The organism is Streptomyces sp. NPDC046881, from assembly GCF_040645015.1.
Classification (GTDB): domain Bacteria; phylum Actinomycetota; class Actinomycetes; order Streptomycetales; family Streptomycetaceae; genus Streptomyces.
The window spans coordinates 1-24,677 of sequence record NZ_JBEYXJ010000043.1; the positions used below are offsets into that span (position 1 = coordinate 1).

General features: G+C 70.4%; 19 protein-coding genes. 8 read left to right on the forward strand and 11 right to left on the reverse strand.

Annotation, left to right across the window (positions count from 1 at the left end):
• Positions 1 to 91 precede the first annotated feature (91 nt).
• From ABZ923_RS21145 to ABZ923_RS21155, 3 genes are all read right to left on the reverse strand, one after another.
• A complete protein-coding gene (locus ABZ923_RS21145) occupies positions 92 to 1,708 on the reverse strand; it encodes a cation acetate symporter (protein ID WP_361473920.1) in 1,617 nt (538 codons plus the stop codon).
• Between the two features lie 772 nt (positions 1,709 to 2,480).
• Positions 2,481 to 3,548 carry an alkene reductase gene (locus ABZ923_RS21150; RefSeq protein ID WP_361473923.1) on the reverse strand — a complete coding sequence of 356 codons (1,068 nt, stop codon included), beginning with the start codon at positions 3,546 to 3,548 and terminating at the stop codon, positions 2,481 to 2,483.
• Between the two features lie 363 nt (positions 3,549 to 3,911).
• On the reverse strand, positions 3,912 to 4,400 hold the full coding sequence (locus ABZ923_RS21155; RefSeq protein ID WP_361473926.1) for an ATP-binding protein: 489 nt from the start codon (positions 4,398 to 4,400) through the stop codon (positions 3,912 to 3,914).
• A gap of 189 nt (positions 4,401 to 4,589) precedes the next feature.
• Between ABZ923_RS21155 and ABZ923_RS21160 the strand changes: the two genes are divergently transcribed.
• From ABZ923_RS21160 to ABZ923_RS21175, 4 genes are all read left to right on the forward strand, one after another.
• Positions 4,590 to 5,033 carry a hypothetical protein gene (locus ABZ923_RS21160; protein WP_361473928.1) on the forward strand — a complete coding sequence of 148 codons (444 nt, stop codon included), beginning with the start codon at positions 4,590 to 4,592 and terminating at the stop codon, positions 5,031 to 5,033.
• Positions 5,034 to 5,167: 134 nt separating this feature from the next.
• The gene (locus ABZ923_RS21165) at positions 5,168 to 7,054 is read left to right on the forward strand and encodes a GAF domain-containing protein (RefSeq protein ID WP_361473930.1); all 1,887 of its coding nucleotides are present in this window, start codon (positions 5,168 to 5,170) and stop codon (positions 7,052 to 7,054) included.
• A gap of 157 nt (positions 7,055 to 7,211) precedes the next feature.
• Complete coding sequence (locus ABZ923_RS21170) at positions 7,212 to 8,408, forward strand: FAD-dependent monooxygenase (protein WP_361473933.1); 1,197 nt, start codon at positions 7,212 to 7,214, stop codon at positions 8,406 to 8,408.
• Between the two features lie 450 nt (positions 8,409 to 8,858).
• Positions 8,859 to 9,863 carry an AraC family transcriptional regulator gene (locus ABZ923_RS21175; protein WP_361473935.1) on the forward strand — a complete coding sequence of 335 codons (1,005 nt, stop codon included), beginning with the start codon at positions 8,859 to 8,861 and terminating at the stop codon, positions 9,861 to 9,863.
• A gap of 12 nt (positions 9,864 to 9,875) precedes the next feature.
• On the opposite strand, the gene ABZ923_RS21180 is transcribed toward ABZ923_RS21175, so the two are convergent.
• The 6 genes from ABZ923_RS21180 to ABZ923_RS21205 form a co-directional block, all read right to left on the reverse strand.
• Entirely contained in the window at positions 9,876 to 10,892 is a 1,017-nt protein-coding gene (locus tag ABZ923_RS21180; RefSeq protein WP_361473937.1) for an SMP-30/gluconolactonase/LRE family protein, read from the reverse strand.
• Positions 10,889 to 12,058 carry a phosphotransferase family protein gene (locus ABZ923_RS21185; RefSeq protein ID WP_361473940.1) on the reverse strand — a complete coding sequence of 390 codons (1,170 nt, stop codon included), beginning with the start codon at positions 12,056 to 12,058 and terminating at the stop codon, positions 10,889 to 10,891. The genes ABZ923_RS21180 and ABZ923_RS21185 overlap by 4 nt, the downstream gene beginning before the upstream one ends.
• Positions 12,055 to 12,813 carry an SDR family oxidoreductase gene (locus tag ABZ923_RS21190; RefSeq protein WP_361473943.1) on the reverse strand — a complete coding sequence of 253 codons (759 nt, stop codon included), beginning with the start codon at positions 12,811 to 12,813 and terminating at the stop codon, positions 12,055 to 12,057. Before ABZ923_RS21190 ends, ABZ923_RS21185 begins: the two co-directional genes overlap by 4 nt.
• Positions 12,810 to 13,616 carry an SDR family NAD(P)-dependent oxidoreductase gene (locus tag ABZ923_RS21195; RefSeq protein ID WP_361473946.1) on the reverse strand — a complete coding sequence of 269 codons (807 nt, stop codon included), beginning with the start codon at positions 13,614 to 13,616 and terminating at the stop codon, positions 12,810 to 12,812. The genes ABZ923_RS21190 and ABZ923_RS21195 overlap by 4 nt, the downstream gene beginning before the upstream one ends.
• Positions 13,617 to 13,645: 29 nt before the next feature.
• A complete protein-coding gene (locus ABZ923_RS21200; RefSeq protein ID WP_361473949.1) occupies positions 13,646 to 14,911 on the reverse strand; it encodes an acyl-CoA dehydrogenase family protein in 1,266 nt (421 codons plus the stop codon).
• Between the two features lie 618 nt (positions 14,912 to 15,529).
• Positions 15,530 to 16,159, reverse strand: a complete 630-nt coding sequence (locus ABZ923_RS21205) for a TetR/AcrR family transcriptional regulator (protein ID WP_361473952.1) — start codon at positions 16,157 to 16,159, stop codon at positions 15,530 to 15,532.
• A 109-nt stretch (positions 16,160 to 16,268) separates the two neighbouring features.
• Between ABZ923_RS21205 and ABZ923_RS21210 the strand changes: the two genes are divergently transcribed.
• The 3 genes from ABZ923_RS21210 (at position 16,269) to ABZ923_RS21220 (ending at position 20,371) form a co-directional block, all read left to right on the forward strand.
• Positions 16,269 to 17,480: an alpha/beta hydrolase gene (locus tag ABZ923_RS21210; RefSeq protein ID WP_361473955.1), complete on the forward strand. Its 1,212-nt coding sequence runs from the start codon at positions 16,269 to 16,271 to the stop codon at positions 17,478 to 17,480.
• A 312-nt stretch (positions 17,481 to 17,792) separates the two neighbouring features.
• The gene (locus tag ABZ923_RS21215) at positions 17,793 to 18,863 is read left to right on the forward strand and encodes an alkene reductase (RefSeq protein ID WP_361473958.1); all 1,071 of its coding nucleotides are present in this window, start codon (positions 17,793 to 17,795) and stop codon (positions 18,861 to 18,863) included.
• A gap of 1,046 nt (positions 18,864 to 19,909) precedes the next feature.
• The gene (locus ABZ923_RS21220; protein ID WP_361473960.1) at positions 19,910 to 20,371 is read left to right on the forward strand and encodes a hypothetical protein; all 462 of its coding nucleotides are present in this window, start codon (positions 19,910 to 19,912) and stop codon (positions 20,369 to 20,371) included.
• A 4-nt stretch (positions 20,372 to 20,375) separates the two neighbouring features.
• Here ABZ923_RS21220 and ABZ923_RS21225 read toward each other — a convergent pair whose 3' ends face one another.
• Both ABZ923_RS21225 and ABZ923_RS21230 read right to left on the reverse strand, forming a co-directional pair.
• Complete coding sequence (locus tag ABZ923_RS21225) at positions 20,376 to 21,974, reverse strand: ISL3 family transposase (protein WP_361473963.1); 1,599 nt, start codon at positions 21,972 to 21,974, stop codon at positions 20,376 to 20,378.
• A 766-nt stretch (positions 21,975 to 22,740) separates the two neighbouring features.
• Positions 22,741 to 23,136 (reverse strand): nuclear transport factor 2 family protein, encoded by a 396-nt coding sequence (locus ABZ923_RS21230; RefSeq protein WP_361473966.1) that lies wholly within the window; start codon positions 23,134 to 23,136, stop codon positions 22,741 to 22,743.
• A 26-nt stretch (positions 23,137 to 23,162) separates the two neighbouring features.
• Between ABZ923_RS21230 and ABZ923_RS21235 the strand changes: the two genes are divergently transcribed.
• On the forward strand, positions 23,163 to 23,783 hold the full coding sequence (locus tag ABZ923_RS21235) for a TetR/AcrR family transcriptional regulator (protein ID WP_361473969.1): 621 nt from the start codon (positions 23,163 to 23,165) through the stop codon (positions 23,781 to 23,783).
• Positions 23,784 to 24,677 lie beyond the last annotated feature (894 nt).

The window sequence follows — 24,677 nt, forward strand, 5'->3', positions numbered from 1 at the left end:
GGGGGGGGGGGGGTGGGGGGGGGCGCCCCCGGCCCGGGCGGGCGCCGCGCGCGCCCCCCCCGGGGGCCCGCGGTGCGGGGGCCGCCGCGGATCACACGCGTGTGTCGTTGCCCGTCATGACCGTGTACTCGATGTCCGGGAAGTCATCACGCGGGGCTTCCTGCGAGGTGACGCTGCCGACCCATCCGAGCAGGAAGGCGGCCGGCACGGAGACCAGTCCGGGAGCCTGGAACGGGTACCACGCGAAATCCTCTTCCGGCCACAGCGCGTACGCGGTCCCCGAGACCTCGGCCGAGAAGGCGGCGAACAACGTGCAGAGGATCAGTCCGCTGTAGACGGACCACAGCAGGCCCCGGCGGTTGAACCTCCGCCAGAAGAGGGAGTAGATCAGCGCGGGGAAGATGCACGACGCCGCGACGTTCACGGCGAAGTTGAACAGGAACTCCACCTGATAGTGGCGAGTGGCGACGGACAGCGACAGTCCCACGGTGCACAGGAGCACGACGACCAGGCGCAGGGCCCGTACCTCTCCTGTGTCGCTGCGCCGGCGCAGGTGCCGGGCGAACACGTCGTGCGTGAGGGAGACGGCCGCGGCGAACGTGACACTGGTTACCGCGGTCAGCACGGCGAGGAAGGTGGCACACGCGATCACGGTGACGAGTGTGACGCGGCCTGACGAGCCGTCACCGAGTACGCCGGAGGCCAGCAGGAGCAGGGCTGACTGTCCGTTCCCGTCCGCGGCACCGATGGTCCTGCTGCCCACGATCGCCGCTGACGCGAAGCCGGCCGCGATCAGGAGGACGACGAATGCGCCGACCAGGGCCGAAGCGATGCTGACCGAGCGCCGTGCCGCCTGTCCCGAGCGGGAGGCGCCGATGCGCAGGAGCAAGTGCGGTGTCACGGCGGTGCCCAGAATCACGACGATGTGCTGGCCGGCGACGTTGAGCGGTCCGAGGCCGGTCCAGTACGGCCACAGCCCCGGCTTCAGGTACTTGTCCGGCGCCACGCTGCGGTTCACCGCGGCGGTCAGCAGGTGACCGGGGTCCCACTCGAACTTCCCGAGGGCCAGCAAGGTGACCACCGCGAGCGCGATCAGGGTGACGGGCACTTTGACGACCTGCATGAACGTGATGCCTCTGAGGTCGCCCACGGTGGCGAAGAACGCGACGAGGCAGCCGATCCAGATCGTGCAGATCACCTGGGCGGCGTCGGTGGAGATGCCGATCAGGAGGGACACGCTGATTCCGGCGGCGCGTAGCTGGACGGTGATGATGGGAAGGGTGATGACCAGCGTCACCAGGGCGGCGGCGACCCGGGGGGCCGATCCCGATGCGCGGAGCCCGAACAGGCCGCCGAGTGTGTAGCGCCCGGTGTTGCGGATCTGCTGAGCGAGAAGCAGCATGACCCCGAGGGTGAGCAGTACGTCGACGGCGGTGGTGAACCCGTCGTATCCGAACAGCGCGATGCCGCCCGGGATCGCCAACAGGGCGACGGCCGATATCTGTTCGCCCGCCATGGCGAAGCCGTTGAGGACGGGGGGAAGGCGCCGGTCCGCGACGTAGAGCCTCTCCGGGTCGTCCTGGTGGTCCGTGACGAGTGCGAAGAGCCACAGCAGGGAGCAGCTGACGAACAGGAGGAAGGCGATGATCACGGGCCGCCTGGCGGCGGAGCCGATCGAGTCGAGCGTTCCCGAACTCAGGATGTCCACGAACACTGCCTCACCGCCCAAACCCGTTGGCGGTACCGGGGGTTCTCTGTCTCCCGGCCTGGGGCACGCCCGATGTGAGGCGCCGTTCGAGGGGATCGCAGACGCGCGCGCAGCGCCGTTCGTACCACCAGGCGCTGGCGGCGAAGAGGACACATTGCAAGATGCCCCACGCCACCCCGAACGTGAGGTGTCCGGCCACTCGCACGGCAGGGATGTCCGTGGCCGGGAACAGCGCGACGGCGGCCGCGAGAGGAACCGCGTTGACGGTAAGGAATGTGCGTCGGGTGGCTCGCAGGGCCTGACGGAGCTCGTCGCGCGAGGCTCGGCGGTTCTCGGGGGGTGTGGGGATCAGGGATGAGTGCACGGAGATCTCCGGCCAGTGAGGTGGGTGACCACGACGCACGGATCGATAGGAGGCGGAGGCACAAGCTCGGGCCGGTCGTGTCGCCGTAGGCGGGATGTGGTCAACGGCTTGGTGCGCACTCCGCCGAGGACGACGGGTGCGGCGGCGGATGTGCCCGTCCACGTGGTGGACACAGGTGCGCGGCGCTCACCCCTGGGTCGAGGGCGAGGAGCTCGCAACTGCTGTCACCCGGGGCAGGGCGCCGGAGTGACTGGGGGCACGTGGGAAGGCTCCGTTTGCCACATCCTCGCACTTGTGATGCGAGCATGACAGATACGGAAGCTCGGCGCCGGTTTCGGCGCGGGCGGTGGAGCGTCAGGGGGTGGGGCGCCCGGCGGACACGCCGGATCAGGTCAGGCGAGGTTCAGGTCAGGCGAGGTACGGGTAGTCGGTGTAGCCGCGCTCGTCGCCGCCGTAGAAGGTGGCCCGCTCCGGGGAGTTGAAGGGGCCGCCGAGCGCCAGTCTGCGCGGCAGGTCGGGGTTGGCCAGGAACAGCGCTCCGAAGGAGATCATGTCTGCGATGCCCTCTTCGACCAGGGCGAGGGATTCCGGGCCGGTGGGTTCGGGAGCGGTGTGGGGGTTGAGGATGAACGCCGAGTCCCACTCCTTGCGCAGTTGCTGGGTCAGCGTCCGGTCCGGGCCCTCGACCAGGTGCAGATAGGCGGTTCCGAGGGGGTTGAGAGCCGAGACGAGGGCTGCGTAGATCTCGCTCGGCCGGGACTCGGAGATGTCGTTGGAGGTGATCCCCGGGGACACGCGCAGGCCTACCCGGTGGCCGCCGATGGCGTCCGCCACGGCTGTGACGGTCTCGACGGCGAACCGTATCCGGCCGGCGACGTCACCGCCCCACCCGTCGGTGCGCAGGTTGGTGTTGTCGGCCAGGAACTGGTGCACCAGGTAGCCGTTGCCGCCGTGGATCTCGACCCCGTCGAACCCGGCGGCGACAGCGTTGCGTGCGGCGGCGGCGAAATCCGCGAACGTCTGCCGGATGTCCTCCTCATCCATCTCCCTCGGGGTGACGAAGTCCTTCGGTCCGTCAGGGGTGTACACCCGTCCGTTCGCCGCGACGGCCGAGGGGCCGAGGGGGACGAGGCCGTCAGGCAGCAGGCTCGGGTGGCCGGCCCGCCCGGTGTGCATCAGCTGGGCGAAGATCGTGCCGCCGCGCCGGTGCACAGCCTCGGTGACCTTCACCCAGGCCTCCGCCTGCTCCGGGGTGTGCAGTCCCGGGGTGCCGGGACAGCCCTGCCCCACCGCCGAAGGCCGCGTCCCCTCGGTGATGATCAGTCCCGCTTCGGCACGCTGGGCGTAGTACGTCGCCATGGCCTCGGTGGGAGAGCCGTCGGCGCCGTACGCACGGCTCCGCGTCATCGGGGCCATCACGATGCGGTTGGCCAGACGTCTGCCGCCGAGGTCGACGGCGTCGAATGCGGTCGTCATGACGATCTCCTCAGAGGGGATGGTGGTGCTGCGAGCGGCTTGACCGGAGCCGCATCGCCCGGCAGTCGGTGGTACGGCGGAAGTCGTCATATGACGTACTGGTGGACGTGCTGGTGGACGTACTGGTGGCTGATCCCGGGCGGCGTCCACCCCGGCACGCGGTTGCCGCGGACGGAGCGGGCCGCACCCGCCTCGTCGGCCGGGGGGCTGGTGAGAGCGGGGAGCGGAGGCGCGTTCGTTGTGCTGTCTTCCGGTCGGTGAGCCACAGGAGGCGGTCGGCGAGCCGAAGGAGGCTGACGACCTCCGTGCGTCCTTGCGGCGGTCCCGGCGGAGCAGCACCTGCTCTCCAGCCCGAGTCCGCCCTCAGGTACGTCCCTGAGCGGCGCACCTCCGGGGCAACGCGAGCCCAGGGCCGGCATCCGGTGCCGGGCGATCCGGCAGGACGAGACGGGCGTAGACCGTCTTGCCGCAGGGCCGGGGCACGGCGCCCCACGACTGCGCCAGCTCCTCGACCACCTGGAGCCCGTATCCGCCCCGGGCGCCGCGCCGCTCTGCGGGAACCTTCGCCGGCAGCCGGGCGTCCCCGTCGTCGACCTCGACGACGATCGATAAGCCGAGCGCCGCGAGGCGCAGTTCTCCGGGGGAGGTGGTGTGCCGCAGCGCATTGACCACCAGCTCCGAGCTGACCAACACGATGTCGTCGAACACACCGGCTTCGGCGGGGACCCCGTTCCGTACCGCGAAGGACACGACCGCCTCGCGCACGGCGCGGCGCACGTCCGCGGCGACGACAGCCCCGCCGGCCAAGGGGAACCGACACAGCGTGGTGCCGGCGGGCACTGTCGTCGTCACGGCCCTCACCTCCTGAAGGATGGCCTCCGCCCCTTTCGAGGGGCGTCACCCAGCATGTACGGATCACCACGCCGTGGACATGTGCGCAGGCACAGGTTCGCGGGCCGGGACAGTGGATTCCCCCATAGGGTGAACAATGACCGCGTAGGTACTGTGCCGGGATATTCGACCTCAGAAGGCAGGTACCTCATGAGCAGCCGCCACGACCACCTCGTTGATCTGCCCCTCGCCGGCTCGGTGATCGCCACGGGATTCGACGGCTGGACCGAAGACATCCATCGCGACTTCGAAGCCCACGCCCACGACGGACATGTGGGATCCCGCCTGCTCAGCGAGACCGACCGGGTCCGGGTGTGGGAGATCAGGCTGGCCCCGGGACAGCGCTGGCACGCGCACCGCCATGTACTGGACTACTTCTGGACCGTGGTGGACTCCGGGAAGAGCCTCCAGCACACGTCGGACGGCACCACCCGGATCGTCGAGTACGAGGCGGGCGAAACCCGGCACTTCCAGTTCGAGTCAGGTGCTTACCTGCTGCACGACATCCAGAACATCGGCAACAACTGGCTCGTCTTCACCACCGTCGAGTTCCTCGACGGTGCCAACGAGCCGCTCCCCCTGCGCCCCTCCTAGCCAGGTGCGGGCCCCGGGCCGCCCGCCCCGCCCCGGTCCCAGAGGCCTCCGGGTCCGTGGCATTCTCCCCCGCGAAGGCGGCGCCGTAGGATCACCGCACGCGCTGTGCCCGATCGGGTGAGAGTGAGTACGCCATGCACCACAAGAGCGACAGGCTGCCCGGCGTCGATCCCTCCCGGCGCGAAGGGCCCGGGCAGGTGGACCTCCAGCGCTGGGTGGACGGCATCGCCGCCATCGCCTCCGCGGTCAACCGTCCCGCCTCCCTGCCCGAACTGCTCGACCTGGTGGCGGAGACGGCGTGCCGGCTGATGGGGTACGAGTTCTGCGCCGTCTTCCTCCCCGACCGGCAGCGGGACGTCCTGGTGATCACCGGCTCGCACGGCCTGTCGCGCGACTACGTCGACGGCGTCAACTCCGATCACCCCATCGCCATCCAGCCGGGGGCCGACGCCGCTCCGTCCAGCCGCGCCTACCTGACCCGGCAGCCGTTGCAGGTCAGCGACATCTCGACGGACGCCGCCTTCGTACCGTGGGGCGGGGTCGCCCGCGAGCAGGGCTACAACTCGATGATCTCGATTCCTCTGATCGTCGCGGACCAGGTGCTCGGCACGCTCAACTGCTACACCCGTGCCCGGCACCGCTTCGGGACCGAGGAGGTCGATCTCCTCACCACGCTGGCCCACCAGGCCGCCACCGCGCTCACCACGGCCCGCTGGAGGGCCGATGAGGCCCGCAAGCTCAGGGACCTGCGGAAACTGAACGAATCCCTCGAGGAACAGCACCAGCTCCTGCGCCAGGGCGAGGAGATCCACCAGCGGCTGACCGGGGTGGCGCTGCGCGCCGAGGGCGTCGCCGCCGTGGCCAGAGCCCTGAGCGAGCTGCTCTCCCGGCCGGTGCTCATCGAGGACGCGGCGGGCTCCGAGCTGGCCGCGGTGCCCTACGACAACAGGGTGCCCCGGGCCCCGGGCCCCGTCGCGCGCGAGAACGAGGAGCTGAGCCGGCTCCTGGACACCGTCCTGCCCCGCGGCAGGCCCGTCGAGGTCCCCTCCTGGGAGGGCGCCGCCGGGGACGCCGCCACCGTGCTGGTACCCGTCGCGCTCAGCGGCGAGGTGGTGGCCCGGATCTGGCTGACCGGTTCCGCGGGCCGGCTCGGGCCGCTGGACCACCGGGCGCTGGAACAGGCCTCGACGGTCCTGTGCCTGGAGATCCTGCGCACCCGGGCCGCCCTGGAGGTCGAGTGGCGGATGGCCGGGGAACTGGTCACCGACCTGGTGACCGCCAACCAGGCCGTGCTGGGCACCGCCGCCGCACGGGCGCAACGTCTCGGTCACGACCTCTCCGCCCCCCACGCCGTCTTCGTCCTCCGGGACGACAGCGGCGAGGGGCGGCGCACCTCACGTGTCCTCAACGTGGTGCGCAGCGTCGCCCAGCTCGTGCGTCCCCTCCCGATGGCGACCACGATGGGCGACTACACCGTCGTCATGTGGCCGGCCGTCGACCCGTCGTCCGACGAGCTCCTGCGGGCCGCCGACCGGATCGGCACGGCCGTACGGCGGGCCCAGGCCGACGCGCACGTGCGCGTGGCGGTCTCACCGCTGTGCCACACGCTCTCCGACTATCCGCGCGCCTTCCGGATCGCCCGTGGCGCGCTGGAGATCTCCGGGCTGCTGGGAAGCCCCGAGCGGACGGTCACCCTGGAGACGCTGGGCGTCCACGGTCTGCTGCTGCAACTGGAGGACACCGGCGAACTGGTCCGGTTCGCGAGCGACGCCCTGGATCCGCTCCGGGCGCACGACACCGCTCGCAACACCAACCTGGTGGAGACGCTGGCCGCCTACCTCCGGCACGATCTCAGCACGGCCCGCACCGCGGAGGCCCTGTACGTCCACCCCAACACCGTGGCCCTCCGGATCCGGCGCATCGAGTCCCTCCTGGGCAAGTCGTTCGCCCGGACCGAGGACCTGGTCGACATCACCATGGCGCTCATGGTGGACCGTGTCGCCCGGCTGTCCGGGTCCTGAGCAAGCGGTGTGGGGACGCACAGCACTCACGTCCTCTGCTGTGCGGGCACCCATAGGCCCCGGCCCCCGGCTTCGAGGAAGGTGAATGCTCCCGGCCCTGCGCGGTGGCCGACACCGCGACTGTGAGAGCCGGCCTGATGGTCTGTGGAGTGGATACATGACTGACGTGCAAGGGCGACGAGCCATCGTGGTGGGCGGCTCTCTCGGAGGCCTGACGACCGCGCTCCTGCTGCGTGACGCCGGATTCGACGTCGACGTCTTCGAGCGCACCGACACTGTGCTGGACGGTCGGGGGTCCGGCATCGTGCTCCAGCCGGACACCGTGCGGTGGATCGTCGAACGGCACGCGGAGACCTCGCTCGAAGCGATGAGCACCGAGGCGTCCGTCGTGCGCTATATCGGCGCGGACAACCGGATCGTGCACGAGGAGCCGGCCGGCTGGCGTTTCACCTCCTGGACGACGCTGTACCGGATCCTCCTCGGCGACTTCGGTCAGGACCGCTACCATCTGGGCGAGTTCGCGGCCGGCGTCTCCCAGGACGCGAATGGGGCCGTCGTCCGCTTCACGAGCGGCCGCACCGAGCGCGCGGACCTCATCGTCTTCGCCGACGGCATCTCCTCCACCGCCCGCCGCCGGCTGCTGCCCGAGGTGACACCGGTGTACTCCGGGTACGTGGGGTGGCGCGGAACGGTGCCGGAGGGCCGGCTGTCGCCCACGACGCACGCGCTGATCGCGGACGCGCTCGGATACTCCTTCGGCCCCAGCACCCACATCTGCATGTACCCGATCCCAGGATTCGGTGGCGAACTGGACGCCGGGAAGCGGCTGCTGAACTACGTCTGGTACCGGAACGTGCCGGCCGGTCCCGACCTGGACGAGCTGCTCACCGATGTCGCCGGCTTCCCGTGCCCGGTGTCGGTACACCCGGGCCGGGTGCAGGAGAGGTTCGTGCGCGAGATGCGGTCGGCGGCCGCCCGTGACCTGGCGCCCGCCGCCGCGGAGCTGGTCAACTGTACGGAACAGCCCTTCCTCCAGGTGGTCCTGGACGTCGAGGTTCCGCAGATGGCGTTCGGGCGGATCGCGATCCTCGGCGATGCGGCCTTCGCGGCCCGGCCGCACGCGGCGGCCGGCACCGCGAAGGCCGCGGCGGACGCCTGGACGCTGGCCGACGCGCTGCGGGCCGCGGACGGGGACGTGCCGCGGGCCCTGGAGGGCTGGCAGGAGGGCCAGCTGAAGACCGGCAGGGCTCTGGCGGAGCGGGTGCAGGCGATGGGCAGGCGTTCACAGTTCACCAACGACTGGGATCCCGCCGACCCCGAACTCCACTTCGGTCTCTACGGGCCCGGCAAGTGACCGCGGGCCGCCGCCGGCACACCGGCGTGCCCGCTGCCTGACGCCCACGAGGTTCGTCGTATCAGGGCGGGCAAGGGTGCGGACAGGTACCGGAGCGTGACCGCTGAACGGGGCGGCGGCCGATGCGGACGCGGGGCGGAGGCTTCCCGAGCGCCGACCGCTTCGCGCCCGCCCCCTTGCCCTGGCGGGCGCGAAGCGGCTCAGCCGCGGTCGCCAGGTGTCGGCCGCGGCGCCGAAGCGGTCGGCCTGGACCCGCGGGGGGGCAGGAGGCCGCCGTCGCTGTCGGTCGGGAAGCGTGGGCGGTCCTTGACTTCCGTGGTTGCCGTCAGGGGCCTGCTGCCGAAAATCGAGAGGCCGGGAAGCAACGGCTTGAGCTGTCGGCCCCGCACCGCGGGGTGGTGCTCATTGGGCCCGGGGTGACACCGGCCTCATCCTGTGAGGGTGTCCTTGGTGCGTTCGGCAGGTCTGCAGAAGTTCCGGCAGACGGTGGAGGTTCTCGGTGGAGACGCGGTGGCGTACGCCCGGCGGGCGGGTCTGCCCGTGGAGGCGCTCGACACGGACGAGCTGCTGGTCGAGAGTTCGGCGCTCGCCGCCGTACTGGAGATCGCGGCGGCCGATCTGGACTGCCCGGACCTGGGACTGCGGGTCGGTGAGGCACAGGACTTCCGGATGCTGGGCCCGCTGTCGGTGGCCATGCAGCACTCGCCGTCGGTCGCCGAGGCGCTCGAGTGCACTTCCCGCTACCTGTTCGTCCACGCGCGGGACCTCAGTGTCGCGCTCGTCGACGACCCGGAGGGCGCCCGTGGGGTCGTGGGGCTCCAGTACTCGCTCGGTGAGGGGGTGCGACCGCTTCGGCAGGCCACCGACATGACCGTGCTGTTCGTGCACCGGGCACTGATGTTCCTCGTGAACGGCGGGTACGGGCTGAAGTCCGTCGACCTGCCGCACCAGCCTGTCGCGCCGCGGTCGCGCTATGAGGAGGCCTTCGGCGCCAGGGTCCGCTTCGGCCGCGCCCATGCGCTGCTGCGGGTGCCCACGGCCTTGCTGTCGCGGCCGCTCGAGGGGATCGACGACACCGTGCGCGAGCTGGCCCTGGCTTTCCTGTCCCAACGCCCCTCCCCGCCGGGACCGGTCGCGGCCTCGAAGGTTCGCGCGGTCATCGACCAGTCGCTCGGTACCGGTCCCACCGAACTCGTGGATGTCGCCCGGGTCCTCGCCGTCCACCCGCGGACCCTGCAGCGCCAGCTGGCTGCGGAAGGGGAGTCGTTCGCCTCGCTCCTCGACTCGGTCCGCCGTGCCCGGGCCCGGATGTACCTCACGGAGACCGACATGCCACTCGCGCAGGTGAGCAACCTCGTCGGCCTTGCCGAACAGTCGGTCCTCACCCGCTGCGCCCGGCGATGGTGGGGCCGCACGCCTACCGCCTTGCGGCGTGAGGCCCGAGGGGTCCGCTGAGGCGCCGCCCGGTCAGCGGGCCGGGGAGGTGAGGGTGACCTCGACGATGTCATCCTCGTGGAGGCCGCCGGCGACCACCCTCCCTTGGTGCTCGGCGACACTGGTCACGAAGCTGTACGAGCCGTCGTCCGTACGGAGGTCGTGGACGAGCCGGCCGGAGAGGTCGAAGGCCATGGCCCAGGCAATCGGTGTGGGCTTGATGTGCACGGCCCGGGGCAGATTCCACATCAGGAGGCGGAGGAACCCCGGCAGGGGGAGCAGTTTGTCGAGCAGTGTGATGCGGGGCGTGGCGATCGACACCCACACCAGCCGGTCGCTTCCCAGGCTCATGTTGTCGGGCAGGCCGGGGAGGTTGTCGACGAACGGTTCGACGGTGCCGGCCTTCGGCCCGGTCAGCCAGTAGCGGCTCACCCGGTATCCGGCGGACTCCGCCACGAGCAGGTGCGAGGCGTCCGGGGCCAGCACCAGGCCGTTGGCGAACTTGAGGTCGTCGCGCAGAACGATGACGGTGCCGTTCACGTCACGCCGGACGAGCAGGCCGGTGCAGGAGTGTTCGACGATGTCGCCGAGATAGTGCCGGAGGTCCCAGCGGCGGGTGGACACGGTGAACCAGATGGTCCCGTCCGGGCCCTCGACCACGTTGCTGGCAAATGTGAGCGGGCGGCCCGCGACGGCGTCGACGAGTACCTCGACCCTCCCTTCGGCGGACATGCGCAGCAGTCCCCGGTCGTGGTCGCAGACCAGGACGCTGCCGTCGGTGGACGGTTCGAGTCCCAGCGGCCGGCCGCCGGTGTTGCCCACCGTCGTGCGGGTACCGGTGGCGGGGTCGACGCGCACGACGCTGCCGTCGCCGAGGCCGACGAGTACGCGGCCCTGATCGTCGAAGATCACGTCCTCGGGGCCGTGCCCGCCTGTCGCGAGCCGTCGGGCAACGGTGAAGCGGCTTGTGAGGGCGGTTCGTCCCTCGTCGGCCGGGGCCGGGGGCGGGGTCCAGCGACGGGGGGATATGAGGCGGCGGGTCAGGGTCACGACAGGCTCCCTACCTGGGCGTGGGCGACGGCATGGGGCATGCGCCGCGCTGCGGAGATGATGCGCCGGCAGCGCAGTTCGAGCAGGACCACGGCGATGCCGAAGAAACGGAACTGTTTGTTGGTGGTCTGTTTGGCCAGGTACCGCTGATAGACCTGCTGGGCGATGACGGCGACGCGGAACAGGCCGAAGACCTGGTACCAGGCCCATTCGCTGTGGGTGACCGTGGTGCCGGTACGCGCGCAGTAGTACGCCACGACCTCTTCACGGGTCATCATTCCGGGCAGATGGGTGGGCTGGCGGCGGAACGCCCGCATGAGTCTGCCGTCGTCGGCCTGCACCCAGTAGCCGAGGCAGTTGGCCAGGTCCATGAGCGGGTCGCCGACGGTGGTGAGTTCCCAGTCGAGCAGGCCGACGGGCCGGGTCGGGTCCCCCGGGTCGAGCACGATGTTGTCGAACCTGAAGTCGTTGTGAACCAGGGCGTGCGCCCGGTCGGCCGGCTGGTGGGCGGCCAGCCACTCCATGACCCGCTCGAAGGAGCCGACGTTCCGGGTACGGGCCTTGCGATATCGCTCGGACCAGCCCTCGACCTGTCTGCGCACGTACCCGTCGCCCTTGCCGAGATCCTCCAGGCCGGTGGTCGCGAGGTCGACGGCGTGCAGGTCGACGAGCAGGTCGATGACATTGCGGCACAGGGCGGCGGTCCGCTCACGGTCGAGGATGACCCCGCGCGGCAGTTCCCTGCGGGGAATCTCGCCGACGAGCCGTTGCATGACGTAGAAGGGCGTGCCGATGACCGTCGGGTCCTCGCACAGTGCGATCGTGCGCGGCACGTACGGCAGGAAGCGGCCGAGCTGGGTCTGGATGCGGTGCTCACGGCCCATGTCGTGGGTGCCCTTGTGGTGGCTGCCCTTCGGGGGCCGGCGCAGGATGAGGTCGCCGTCCGGGTAGCGCAGCAGGTACGTCAGGTTGGAGACGCCGCCGGAGAACTGCTTGACCTGCGGGACCACGGACAGGTCCACCTCGGTGCCGGCCGGCGTGGCGTTCGCGGCGAGCCAGCCGGCCATGGCGGCGACGTCGAAGGCGTCCTCGTCCCGGACCGGGCGAGCCCCGGCGACGTCGCTGCCCCGCTCGTCGCCGACGGTGCGGGAGGTGCCCCCGTTCACGTGAGCCTCCGGACGACGCTCAGGGGCAGAGCCTTCAACGCGATCCCGATCGGTGCCCACGGCCAGGCCGGCACGTACGCCTTGGTGCGGCGCTTCTCGATGGCCTCGACCATCGCCCGCACACCGGTCTCGGTATCGGTCATGAACCGGGTCTTCTGTACGACGTGGGCGTTCATCTCCGAGCGGATGTAACCGGGGTGGACGACCGAGACGTCGAGGCCCCTGATGTTCTCCGACCGCAGGCCCTCGGCCAGGGAGGCCAGGCCTGCTTTGGTCGCCGCGTAGGTGGTCATGGACCTGCGCATGCCGCGGAGGGCGGACATGGAGGAGATGAGCACGAGATGGCCGCGGCTCTGCCGGCGGAAGATCTCCAGGGCGGCCTCGGTCTGGGCGAGCGCTCCGACGAAATTGGTCATGGCCGTGGCCAGGTTGGCGTCGCTCCGCCCCGTCCCGATGGGGGCTCCCCTGCCGATGCCGGCGTTGACGACGACCCGGTCGATCGCTCCGAAGTCCTGTGCGAACGCGTGGAACACGGATGCGACCGCAACGCTGTCGGTGACGTCCAGGCCGGTGGTGGCAACGCGCCGGCCGGTGGCCGAACGGATCTCCTGGGCAAGGAGGTCGAGCCGGTCCGTGCGCCGCGCGCACAGGGCGAGGTCGTAGCCCAGGGCGGCGAACTGGCGGGCCATCTCCTCACCGAGCCCGGAACTCGCGCCGGTGACCAGGACGACGCCTTTGCCCGTACGGTGTCTCATACTCGCTCCTGTCTTCCTGGAGTCGGCTTCTTCTTCAGTTCGGCCCGGCGGAGCTTCACGCCCGCGGCGGCCATCCGGCGGTCGTAGAGGGGACGCGCCAGGCGCTTCGTCCAGTACGCGAGCCGTGCTGCCCGGTCGGGCAGGATCAGGAAGCGGCGTGTGTCGACGCCGCGCAGCACCTGGGCGGCGATCTCTTCGGCCCCCAACGGTGCCCGCGCGATCAGCTTGGACGCGACCTCGTCCATCAGCGGGTCCTCTCCTCCCAGTGAGGAGGCCAGGTTCGTCCGGAAGAACGAGGGGCACACCACGCTGACGTCGACGCCCCACGGGCCGAGCTCGTGGCGCAGGGTCTCCGAGAGGGCGACCACGGCCGCCTTGCTCGCGGTGTACGAACCCATCGCCGCCGGGTGAACCAGTCCGGCGAGGGAGGCCACGTTGACCACGTGGCCATGCCCCTGGCTCTTGAACAGCGGGGTGAAGGTGCGGCAGCCGTTCACCGCGCCGAGCACGTTGACGTCGAGCACCCGCCGCCAGTGCGCGTCGTCAAGGCGGTCCACGCGCCCGCCCGCGGCGATGCCCGCGTTGTTGATCAGCACGTCGAGCCGGCCGTACTCGACGCGCACGCGTTCCAGCGCGTCCGTCCAGTCGCCCGACGAGGTGATGTTCAGGCGCTGGTACAGGGCGCCGTCGGGGACATCGGCCCGTAGGGCGAGGTCCGTGACGAGCACCCGGTCCCCGCGTTCGGCACACCGGGACGCGAGTGCCGCGCCGAGTCCGGAGGCGCCCCCGGTGACCAAGACCACTCGCCCTCCGGCGGGGCCGGTGGCGCGGCTCATCGTGACGTCCCGTACTTGCCGAGTTCGAGGCGGGCGATGACGCTCTTGTGCACCTCGTCGGGGCCGTCGGCCAGGCGGACCGCCCGCGCCGCGGTCCATGCGCCCGCCAGCGGGAAGTCACTGGACAGGCCGCCCCCGCCGTGGATCTGGATCGCGAAGTCGATGACCCGTTGGGCGATGTTGGGCGCGGCGACCTTGATGGCACTGACCTCCGCGAGCGCGCCCCGGGCTCCGACGGTGTCGAGCTTCCACGCGGCGTTCAGGATGAGCAGCCGGGTGGAGTCGATCGCGATCCGCGCCTCGGCGATGCGCTCGCGGTTGCCACCCAGGTCGGCGAGCGGCTTGCCGAACGCGGTGCGTGCCAGACCGCGCTCGCAGGCCAGCCGCAGGGCGCGTTCGGCCAGGCCGATCATGCGCATCGCGTGATGCACCCGGCCGGGACCGAGGCGGCCCTGGGCGATCTCGAAGGCCCGCCCGGGACCGGCGATGATGTTCGACGCCGGGACGCGGACGTCGGTGAAGGAGACCTCGCCGTGGCCGAAGGGCTCGTCGAAGAAGCCCATCGTGTCCAGCATCCGTTCGACCCGCACCCCGGGGGTGTTCCGGGGGACGAGGACCATGGAGTGCTGGGCGTGCTCCTGCGCGTCCGGGGCGGTGAGCCCCATGACGACGAAGATCTCACAGTCCTCGTTTCCGACGCCGGTGGTCCACCACTTGCGGCCGTCGATGACGACCTCGTCGCCCTCGAGCACAGCCGTGAGCCGCATGTTGGTCGCGTCCGAGGACGCCACGTCCGGCTCGGTCATGGCGAACGCCGAGCGGATCCGGCCGTCCAGCAGCGGGTCGAGCCACCGGTCCTTCTGTTCCTGCGATCCGTAGCGCAGCAGGACCTCGGCGTTGCCGGAGTCCGGCGCGTTGCAGTTGAACACGTACGGGGCCAGGAACGACCATCCCGTCGCCTCGGCGATCGGGGCGTAGTCCACGTTCGTCAGGCCCGTGCCGCCGCGCGTACCGAACCGTTCCGCGTACACCCCCTCGTGCCCGGCAGGAAGGAACAGGTTCCACAGACCCTGCGACCGCGCCTTGCGCTGCAGATCCCGTACTTCCTCCGGGATCTGCCACGGGTCCGCCCCGTCGCCGGTACGGCGCCTCTCGCCCTGCCGGCGGTGAAGCTCGCACTCGACGGGGGCGATTTCCTCCCGGATGAATGAGCGCACGGCCTCGGTTATCTCGGCCGCGCGCGGAGAAGGTGTGCAGTCCATGGCCCTCACGTTAGGGAGCGCGAGGGAGGCGTCCTTGATCCTGCACGACACGTTCTTGATCCTGCACGACAGAAGAACTGCTGGTCAGCGTCCTGGAGAGGACCGCCGCGGGGATGCCGCCCGCGGGAGAGGCACTGTCAGGAAGTCGGCGTGACCGCCGCGGCTCGCCGCGGCTCGCGGCGGACCGGGGCGGGCCGGGCGGCTGCTGTGCCTTCTTGCCGGAACGGCAGTGATCACCCCGTCGCTGTCGTCTTCATCCGGTGCAGGGAGTCGGGGCGGGGTGCTGAGAGGTGCGCCACACCGCAGGACCTTGCCCGGCACTCTTGCGGCGGCGCTGGTCCTGACAGGCTGCTCGGGCGCGGGGACCTTGTAACCGGGCCGCCTCACCACCGAGCGCGGACCGCCTGCGGACTCGATGACACGAGGGCAGCCGGGGATCGCAGCTCGTCGCTGCCCCGCACCGCCGTCGGGGCACGCTGTTCCTGCGGGAGGGCACGTGCATGCGGGCCGGTCAGGAGAGCGTGACCCCTTGACCGGCACCGCCCGGCGGTGAACCCGCTTCGACTCGGTCGGAGCACCCGATGGCCAGGTTGCCGCATGGGCGACGACCGGTATCCGCTACGCGGACTTCTGTGCGGCGTCGAAGGCTTTCAGGGTCCGCCGCACGGACCCGTCGAGCAGCTCGTCGTCGAGCGGGCGGTTCGTGAGCAGGAGACGCATGTACGCCGGGGCGACGAGTAGTTCGATCACGGCGTCGGGGTCCGTGCCGGCGGCCAGTTCGCCGCGCTCGACGGCTCGCTCGACGATGCGCCCGGCACCGGTGAACCGTGTCCGCCAGAACGACTCCCGGGCGTGCGCGGACATGGCGTTGCCGCCGTCGAGTGCCGCGGCGGCACGAAGGATGCGCTCGACTTCCGGGCGGTGCACCAGCTTGATGATCTGAGAGAGCAGGGTGCGCAGATCACCCTCCAGCGTGCCGGTGTCGGGCACGGGATTGTCCGTCTGGGCGAGATGGGCCACCGCACCCCCCGCCAGATCCGCCGGGGTCGGCCAGCGCCGGTACACGGTGGTCTCGGCGACCCCGGCCTCGCGGGCGACATTGGCGATCGAGAGGGCGTTGTAGCCATGAGTGGCCAGCTGGTTGACCGCCGCGTCCATCACCGCGATGCGCACCCGCTCCGAGCGGCCACCCGGCCGAGTCCTGACGGTGGCGCCCGGGGACACCGTCTCGTTTTTCGGTCGGGTCACACGTGCCTCCTCCGTCAGCCCAAGCCCGTCACCAGGTTACTTGACCGCTTGGTCGGGTCAAGCTACGGTCACCGTTAACGAAAGATTTCTAGCGTTTAGAGGTGGTGGCATGTCGTTCCTCATCAACGACGAGGCGTACGCGTTCGAGGCTCTGCGCGCCGTCGGTGCCGGTGTCTATTCGGGCGGCGACGTCGGTGAGATCGTGGCGACGATGCGAGGCGTCCGTGCCGGAGACGACGCGTCCTGGATGCAGGCATGGACGGCGACGGCCGACCGGGTCGCGTCCATCGCGCGGTCGGCCGGTCTGGCCGGCCAGCGGGTCAGTGCCCGCGAGGCTTATCTGCGCGCCTCGAACTACTACCGGAACGCCGAGTTCTTCCAGAGGGAGTCGCCGGCGAACGACGGTGAGGTGCTGCGCCTTTCCAGGCTCTCCCGTGAGATGTTCCGGCACGCCATCGAACTCTTCGACACCCCGGCCACGTCGATCTCGATTCCCTACGGCGACACGGAACTGCCCGGCTACCTGTTCCTCGTCGACGACAAGCCGGTAGCGCGCCCCACCGTGATCTACACCAACGGCTACGACTCCACGGCCGAGGAGTCCTGGTTCGCCATCGCCGCGGCGGCGATCCGACGCGGCTACAACGTCCTCGCCTATGACGGCCCCGGCCAGGGAGCGGTCATCCGTGAACAAGGTCTCGCGTTCCGGCCCGACTGGGAGAACGTCCTCGGACCGGTCGTCGATTACGCCGTCGCGCACCCCGCGGTCGACGCCGACGCGATCGTGCACTTCGGCTACAGCTTCGGGGCCTACCTCGTCGCACGCGCCGCGGTGACCGACCACCGCGCCGCGGCACTGCTCCTCAACGACGGCCTGCTCGACTGGCACCAGGTGTACATCAAGGCGATCCCGGCCCCGATGATGCAGCTCATCAACCGCAACAGCGACACCATCCCGAACCGCGCCCTCCAGCAGTTGACCCGAGTCAGCACGACGACGCGCTGGGGCCTGAACCACGGGCGATGGACGGTCGGCGGCGGTGGGACTTACGCCGACTTCATCCGGCAGACCAAGGCCTACTCCATCGCCGACACCGCACACTTGATCAGGACCCCGACGATGATCCTCGACGCCGAAGAGGACCACTTCTCGGGCGGCCAGCCCGATGCGCTCGCCAAGGCCATGACCGCGCCGACCACCCTCGTCCGATTCACCACCAGCGAGGGAGCCGGCGAGCACTGCCATGTCGGTGCGCTCTCGCTCGCCCACCAGAGGATGTTCGACTGGCTCGCGGAGACCCTCCCGCACGCGCACGACTGACGACGCGGGTGCCCGGTGTCATCCTCGCCGGCTTGACCGCCGCGCCCACGCTGCGGGGCCTGGGTTTCGGCACCGCCGTCCACGGACGCCCGACGACCGCGCCGAATGGGCGGGGCAGCGGAATCGTCTCGCAGCCCGACACGGTGCACCGGTCCGCCGAGCACAGGGGGCTCCCCGGCCTTCTCACGCGCATGTCCGAACCCGCGAGCGTGGTCACCCTCACCGGGTGCTGACCACCTCGGTCGTAGGCCGGTACTCACCTTCTCCCGGCCGCCGACCGCTTCATGAGAACGAAAGAGAAAGAGAAAGACCATGACCACTGCATTCGACTCGATCGACCTGGGCGGCAAGCGGCTTACCAGCCGTGTCGTGATGGCCCCGATGACACGGAGCCGCGCTTACGGACCCGGCGCGGAGCCGACCGAGTTGATGGCGACGTACTACGCGCAGCGCGCCGGCGCCGGGCTGATCGTCACGGAGGGCATCCAGCCCTCAGTGGTCGGCCAGGGCTACCCCGACACCCCTGGCCTGCACACGCCCGGGCAGGTCAAGGCCTGGCAGAACGTGACCGAAGCCGTCCACCGCGAGGGGGGCGTGATCTACGCCCAGTTGATGCACAGCGGCCGGATCGGTCACCCCAGCCTGCTGCCCGACGGCCTGGTGCCGGTGGCACCGTCAGCGGTGGCCGCCGAGGGTCAGGTCTTCACCCACGAGGGTCCGAAGGACTTCACGGTTCCGAAGGAGCTGAGCGAGGCGGAGATCCGCCAGACGATCGAGGACTACGCGACCGCGGCCCGCAACGCGATCGAGGCCGGGTTCGACGGCGTCGAGATACACGGTGCCAACGGATACCTGATCCACCAGTTCCTCGCCCCCAACACCAACCGGCGCGACGACGCCTGGGGCGGCGACGTCGAGGGCCGGATCCGCTTCGCCGTCGAGGTCACCACCGCCGTGGCCGAGGCGATCGGCGGCCACCGCGTCGGCCTGCGGATCGCGCCCGGGATTCCGTTCAACGACATGGCCGAGGACAACCCGGGCGAGACCTACTCCGCCCTGCTCGGCCGGATCGCCGGCCTGGACCTCGCCTACCTGCACCTGGTGGAGGGGCCGGACCGCGACCTGACCCGGTCGCTGCGCGGCGCATGGCCCGGCACGTTCGTCCTGAACCCCTTCACCTTCCCGGACGTCACCGGCCCCGACGCACTGAAGCTGGTCGAGGACGGCACCGCGGACATGGTGGCGTTCGGGGCGCTGTTCCTGGCCAACCCCGACCTGCCGCGCCGTCTCGCCGCCGGCGGTCCGTTCAACACCCCGGACCCGTCCACCTTCTACGGCGGCGACCACCGCGGTTACACCGATTACCCCGCCCTCACCTCCTGAGGGGGCGAGACCGCCGACAGGGCCGTGGAGCGGGTCGGAGCGCCTGTGGTCTTCTCGACCAGGTCCGGCACCGGCTGCGGCCCGCCTGCGTGAATCCGGTCGACCGAGGTTCCGTCCGGCCTGATGGCCGGCCGTGCCCCCGCCTCTCTCCTCGTGAGGCCCGGCCTGGACGCGGCGGACTCCGTCGACACAACCGGTGAAAGAGCGGACACCCTCGCCGGCGACGAGGTCCTCCGCGCGGCCGTCGGCGGCAGCTACAGCGAGTACCCCCCTCCCCCCGCTCGACCGGCCGGCGGTCAAGCCCGGGACCGTGCCGTGCGAGGCAGCCCGCCTCGCACGGCACGGTCGTTCGGACGGTGTCCCGCGTACCGGGAGAGCTGGGTGTACAGGAGAGGCGGACCCTGTTCCTTCACGGCACCGCCGAGCAGCGTCGGCGTCCTCGCGGTGCGTCCGGCCGTCGCCCGCGGTGCGGCGCGGCGTCCGCTCCAGCACCGACTCCGGGTGCCAAGTCCTGCAACTACTGCGGTAGTCGGCGAGCCTGGACGCTTACGGCCAGGTCACCCCTGCTGGTCTGGCGCACGTGTCCTCGTGCCGAAGCGGCACAGGCGCACCGCGGCCCGGAGGCCCGCCGCGGCCACGGCAAGCTGTCCCGCCGCCCTGAACACCGATGCCGGCCGGCTCGGCGTGGTGCGAGTCGGTGCGGCCAGACCGGTGCGCCCCCGGAATCCCTCTCGTCGTGCTGATCCCGTCCCGCAAGGGAGCAGCCTCCCTGTCTCGCCGGTGCACCGAAGGCTGTCCGACCGAAGGCTGTCCGCACGCAGTTCGCCGGCCAGCCGAGGAAGATGAACACCTGAAGACCCACCAGCCGTAGCGGTGCGCGGACCAGTCCCCTTTGGCTCTGTTCACCAGAACCGGTTCTGGCACAGGTTCCGTGCAGCAGTGACTGAGCGTTGCGAGCCGGGAGGTGGCTGCCTCACTGGTCAGGACTGAATTTGATCCGGCCCTACGAGGTTAGGGTGCTGATTCACGAACCGGGGAGAGCTGACGTGCACGACAGACCGCGGATAGAGGAAACCCTCGATGTCCTGCGTGCCGAGCTGGAGGTCGAGCGATCGGCGAAGACCGAGTTGACCACGCGGGCTGCATGGCTGGCCTTCATGCGATTCGCGCGGCAGCGCTTTGCCACCGCGCCCACCCCCGACTCAGACGGCTTGCTCATCCAGTACGGCAGGTACGCCTTCAGCGGGCGTCCGATGTTCACGGTGGACCTCGCGCGACAGTTCGACATCAGCGACGACGGCGGTGAGCACGACCACTACGTACAGATTCATTGCGAACTCCGCTACAAGTGCGAACCCGCCCTGGACGCCCTGGGAAGCTTCAACTCCTGGTTCTTCCATGACGCCGACGTGGACCTCGACGAGTGGCTCGCCGCCATGGAGGGGCACCTAGAGCCGTTGCTTGCTCGTGTGCCCTCCGAGATCGATGCGTATGAGGAGCCGGTCTAGGACGTCACGCCAGCAGGACTCGTTTACGCAGGAGGTCAAAGCCAGCGCGGCCGAACATCTGACGCTTCAGCATCTTGATCCGATTGACGTGGCCTTCCACGACTCCGGAGTTCCAGGGCAGGGTCAGGCCGGCAAGGACGGCATCGAGGTCTCGGTCGATGCCCGCAGCGAGAGTGTGGAGGCTGGGAAGGTCGTCCTGCCGGACGGCGTCGAGCCAGTCCGGCAGGCGTTCGCCTCGGCGCTCGGTGAGCATGGTTGCGAAGGACCGGACGTGACCGGTCAGGGCGTCGAGTTCGGGGCAGCGTGTGCGGACGGACTTGAGTTGGAGCTGCTCGGACCCGGTGAGGGTATCCGGGTGCCGGAGGATCCATCCGGCCACGGCGCGGGGCGAGGGCGGCCTGGCAGCCACCGGCCGTGGCGAGGTGCGTTTGTCGTGCAGGTAGGCGCGGACGCGCTGGTAGCTGCCTTTGTAGCCGAGGGGCAGGATCTCCTCCCAGAGTTTCCAGGCGTTGGTGCAACCCTCGTTCCAGCGGTCGTCCAGGTAGGGCTTGTAGTCGTCGAGAACGGAGGGCCGGTTCTGCCATTGGCCGGTGAAGAGGTCCTCCGGCTTCGCGGCGTTCGCGAACTGTTTGACGGTCCGCCAGGTCATCCCGAGTTGTCGCTGGATCGAGCGTTGGCTGTGGCCTGCCTCCAGCAGGGCGTGCACGGCTGCGTGCCGGGACCGGGTCCGGTCGGCGAACCGGTGCCCGCGTGGCCATGGCGACTCGGTCTGGCCCGCGGCTGGGACTGTCACAGGCTGGGGCTCAGGTAACTCGGGTGTCAGAACGTGCAGGCAGCGGCGATGCTGGACAACACTCCGCTCGGCTGCTTCGCTCAGGTTGTGCCAGAGGTGCCATCTGTCCGCGACCTGGATGGCCTGCGGCGCTCCGGCGGCGGCGCCCTCGGCGAAGAACGGTGCCCGGTCCCGGCAGACCACCTCGACGCCTGGCCGCTTGGCGAGCCATGCCGCCAGACTGGATGCCTCCCGGTCCGGGAGGAGATCGATTGGACGGCGGGTTTCGACATCCACGAGGACGGTGCCATAGTGGCGGCCCTTGCGCGTGGCGTACTCGTCGACGCCGACCACCCGCGGCGCCGGCACTTCCGGCTCGGGCAGCGCGTTGACCAGGCGCAAGACAGTGCTCCGGCTCACGGACACGCCGAGGACGGCGGCCAGCCGGGCGCCGGCCCGGCCAGCCAGGGCGAGACCGAGTGCCGCGAGGGTCGAGCGCAGTCGTTCCGTGCGCTGACCATGCCTGCGGGTCAGGCCGGATATCTGCTCCACGAAGGTCCGGCGCCGACACAAGGTCGTCCGGCACCGGAACCACCGGACGCGAAGCTGCAGCACGACCCTCCGCCCGGCACTGGGCACGTCGGCAGGAAAGCGCAGGTAGGAACTGTGAACGCGGGTCGACCAGGTCCCGCATTCCGGGCAGACGGCGCCAATCGTGGTGCACTTCGCGTCAACACGCACCATCGCGATGCTCACGTCCACCGACAGCACCGCGACGTTCGCGATCGACGGGAACAACAGCTCCTTCAGCCGGAGCACCACCTCTTCCACAGCCCCGCACTGTCAGCCCAACTGCCCTGACCACCGCTTTTTTTGGGCGACTTCGAGCGCTGCCCGGCGACGCCCAGCCGTCACTCACCGTGGTCACTGCACGGAAGCTGTGCCAGAACCGGTTCTCGTGAACAAAGCCACCCCTTCGGCGCTCACGGCGAGTTCCTGAGCGAGGGACGGGTCGTCGCCGACCCGCGCGTCTGCGGCGGACGATGCGGCGGTCACCGTCGGCAAGGGCGGCAGGTCCGGCTCCTGATGCAACAACGTGCCGCTCGCGGGGAAAACGCCTCCTTGACGGGCCGTCACTGTCGCTGCCCTTGCCGTCGAGGGGCCGCAGTGGGGTCCGGGCCATCGCCACGGGGGGAGGACCGAAGGACCTGCGCATCACCTCGTCCGTGCGGGCCACGGACACAGGCGTGGGGCCGGGCACGCCCGTTCGCGCGCCCGGCCCCACCTAGCCCAGGTCAGCAGCCGGATCCCGGAACCGCCGACGGTGACTCTCCACAGCCGTCACCCGTGGTGTCGCTCTCGTCCTCGTCGCCGAGCCGGACCCCCGGCCTTCCGACCTCCCCCTGGGCGGGACCCAGGGCGGGGGCGTGGGCCGGTCCCTCGGGTGGCTCGGCCAGCGACTCGCACCGTGCGTGAGTCGGCGCTGGTGCCGTCTTCACCCACGCCACTCGGAACGGGACCTGGTCGTCGGCGGCGAGCAGGCCACCGACGACCGCAGAGCCGGCGAATCCCGCGCCGCCGGTGACGAAGACGTGCGTCAGTTCTCCTCGGACCGGGGCCGACGCCGGCCCATGTAGTCGCGCAGCAGCGTCACCTTGCCCTCACGCCGGGTGATGACCGAGACGTAGCGCATGGCGTACGGAGCACCGGTGACGGCGTCCCAGTGGTGGCCGTCAGCCTCCACCACCGTGTCGTCGCCGACCTCCCGCACCCGCACGTCATGGAAAGAGCCGAAGCGGACGAACTTCGGGAGCTCGGACATGTAGGCCCTCATGGCGTCCTTGCCCTCAAGGCGCTCCAGCCCCCCCTCCTCGGCGAAGGGGAACTCGTGGACCCCGTCGTCGGCGAACACGTCCAGCCAGGCCTCGATGTCTCCCGAGGCCAGGCCTGCCGTGGCGGCGGACAGCCACGAGGGGATTTCGGTGGTGTACACGGTGACCTCCACTAGAATTTAGGATCGTGAGTCCGAAACACCCTGACACCATAACGGACCGTGAGTCCGAAACAAAGTCCCGGCGGCCCGGGAGGCCGCCCTTCCCGCGCGAGCTCGTCCTCGCGGCGGCCGATGCCCTGTTCGCCGACGCCGACGCCCCGAAGTCGGTCTCCATGGACGACATCGCCGCCGCGGCGGGCGTCGGCAAGGCCACCCTGTTCCGCGCCTTCGGCAGCCGCGACGGACTGCTCGACGCGCTCTTCGCCGCCCGAGCGGCGCCCCTGCGCGCGGAGCTCGAAAGGCCGGATTCCCCACTCGGCCCCAAGGCGCCGCCACTCGACAGGATCCTGGCGCTCTTCGACGAGCTGGTCTCGTTCAAGTTCAACAACCCGCACCTCACTGCGGCCCGCGAGGTGTCCGGAATGCTGCAGGCGCCGGACTACGTGTGGATGCACACCACGCTCCGCTCACTGATCGAGCAGACCGACTCCGCAGCGGCCGAGTCAGCCGACTACGTCGCACACGTGCTACTCGGTGGACTGCGGGTCGACGTCATCGACGAACTGCTCGCGTCGGGACGGTCGCGCGACGACATCCGCCGCGACGTGGCGGTGCTCGTCCGCAGTGTCCTCGCACCGGCACAGTGACCCTTTTCCCCCTCACGCCGATACGTGAGGGAGGGCGAGTACGGCCTGGGTGGCCATGACCTGCTCGCCGAGGCAGCGGACCTCGGCATGGGTGCTGTCGCCTGTCGCCGTCACCGCTCGACCGACTGCCCCCCTCCCCCGGGCGGCCGACGGGGTTCGAGCAGCAGCCCGGACCGGGCGAGCTGCCGGTTCGGAGGCACGGGAGAAGGGCCTCTCGACAGCTCACGGATGCCGGGGCCGGCGAGGAGCGAGAGGCCCGGTCGCCGGGAACGCGGGGCGACCGGTCGGGACACACGGCCGGGGGGGGGCTGCCGCCACCGGCAGTCGCGTCAGCGCGGTGCGCCATCTCGTCGACAACGGCGCGGAAGCACCGACGACGCCCGCGCGCTTCCCGCCCTGGCCGCGGGTTCACACCACGGGTCGCCCGCCGCGGCATCGAGAGCCCGCGGCGCCGCCACCCATCACATCGACGGCCGCCGGCTCACCAGGTGTAGCACATTCGTTAAGGCAAGGTTACTAGCGTTAGAGCAGCTCGTGGGAGTAAGGTCCGCATCAAGGCACCTCACCCGGCGACCACCGCCGTACACGGCCACCCCCGTACCGGCCGGCCGGTTGACAGCCTGAGACGGACCCGTAATCGTTTCGGACCGCGCCACCACGGCAGCGCCTTCCGCGCGGAAGCTCTGCCGGCGCAGGCCCTGCGACCTGCGCATGATCTCTGTTCCGGCTGTCTTCCGCGGTCGCACCATCAGCTGACCCGACGGCGGCCGATGCACGCGCCTCCCCCGCGCCCGGCGACGAGCGCAGGCGCGCACCCTTCGACCCACAGCGCCCGCCCCTGCGGGCCCGACGCGTAGCTGCCGACAAGGAGGTTGCAGTGGAACAAGGCGATGG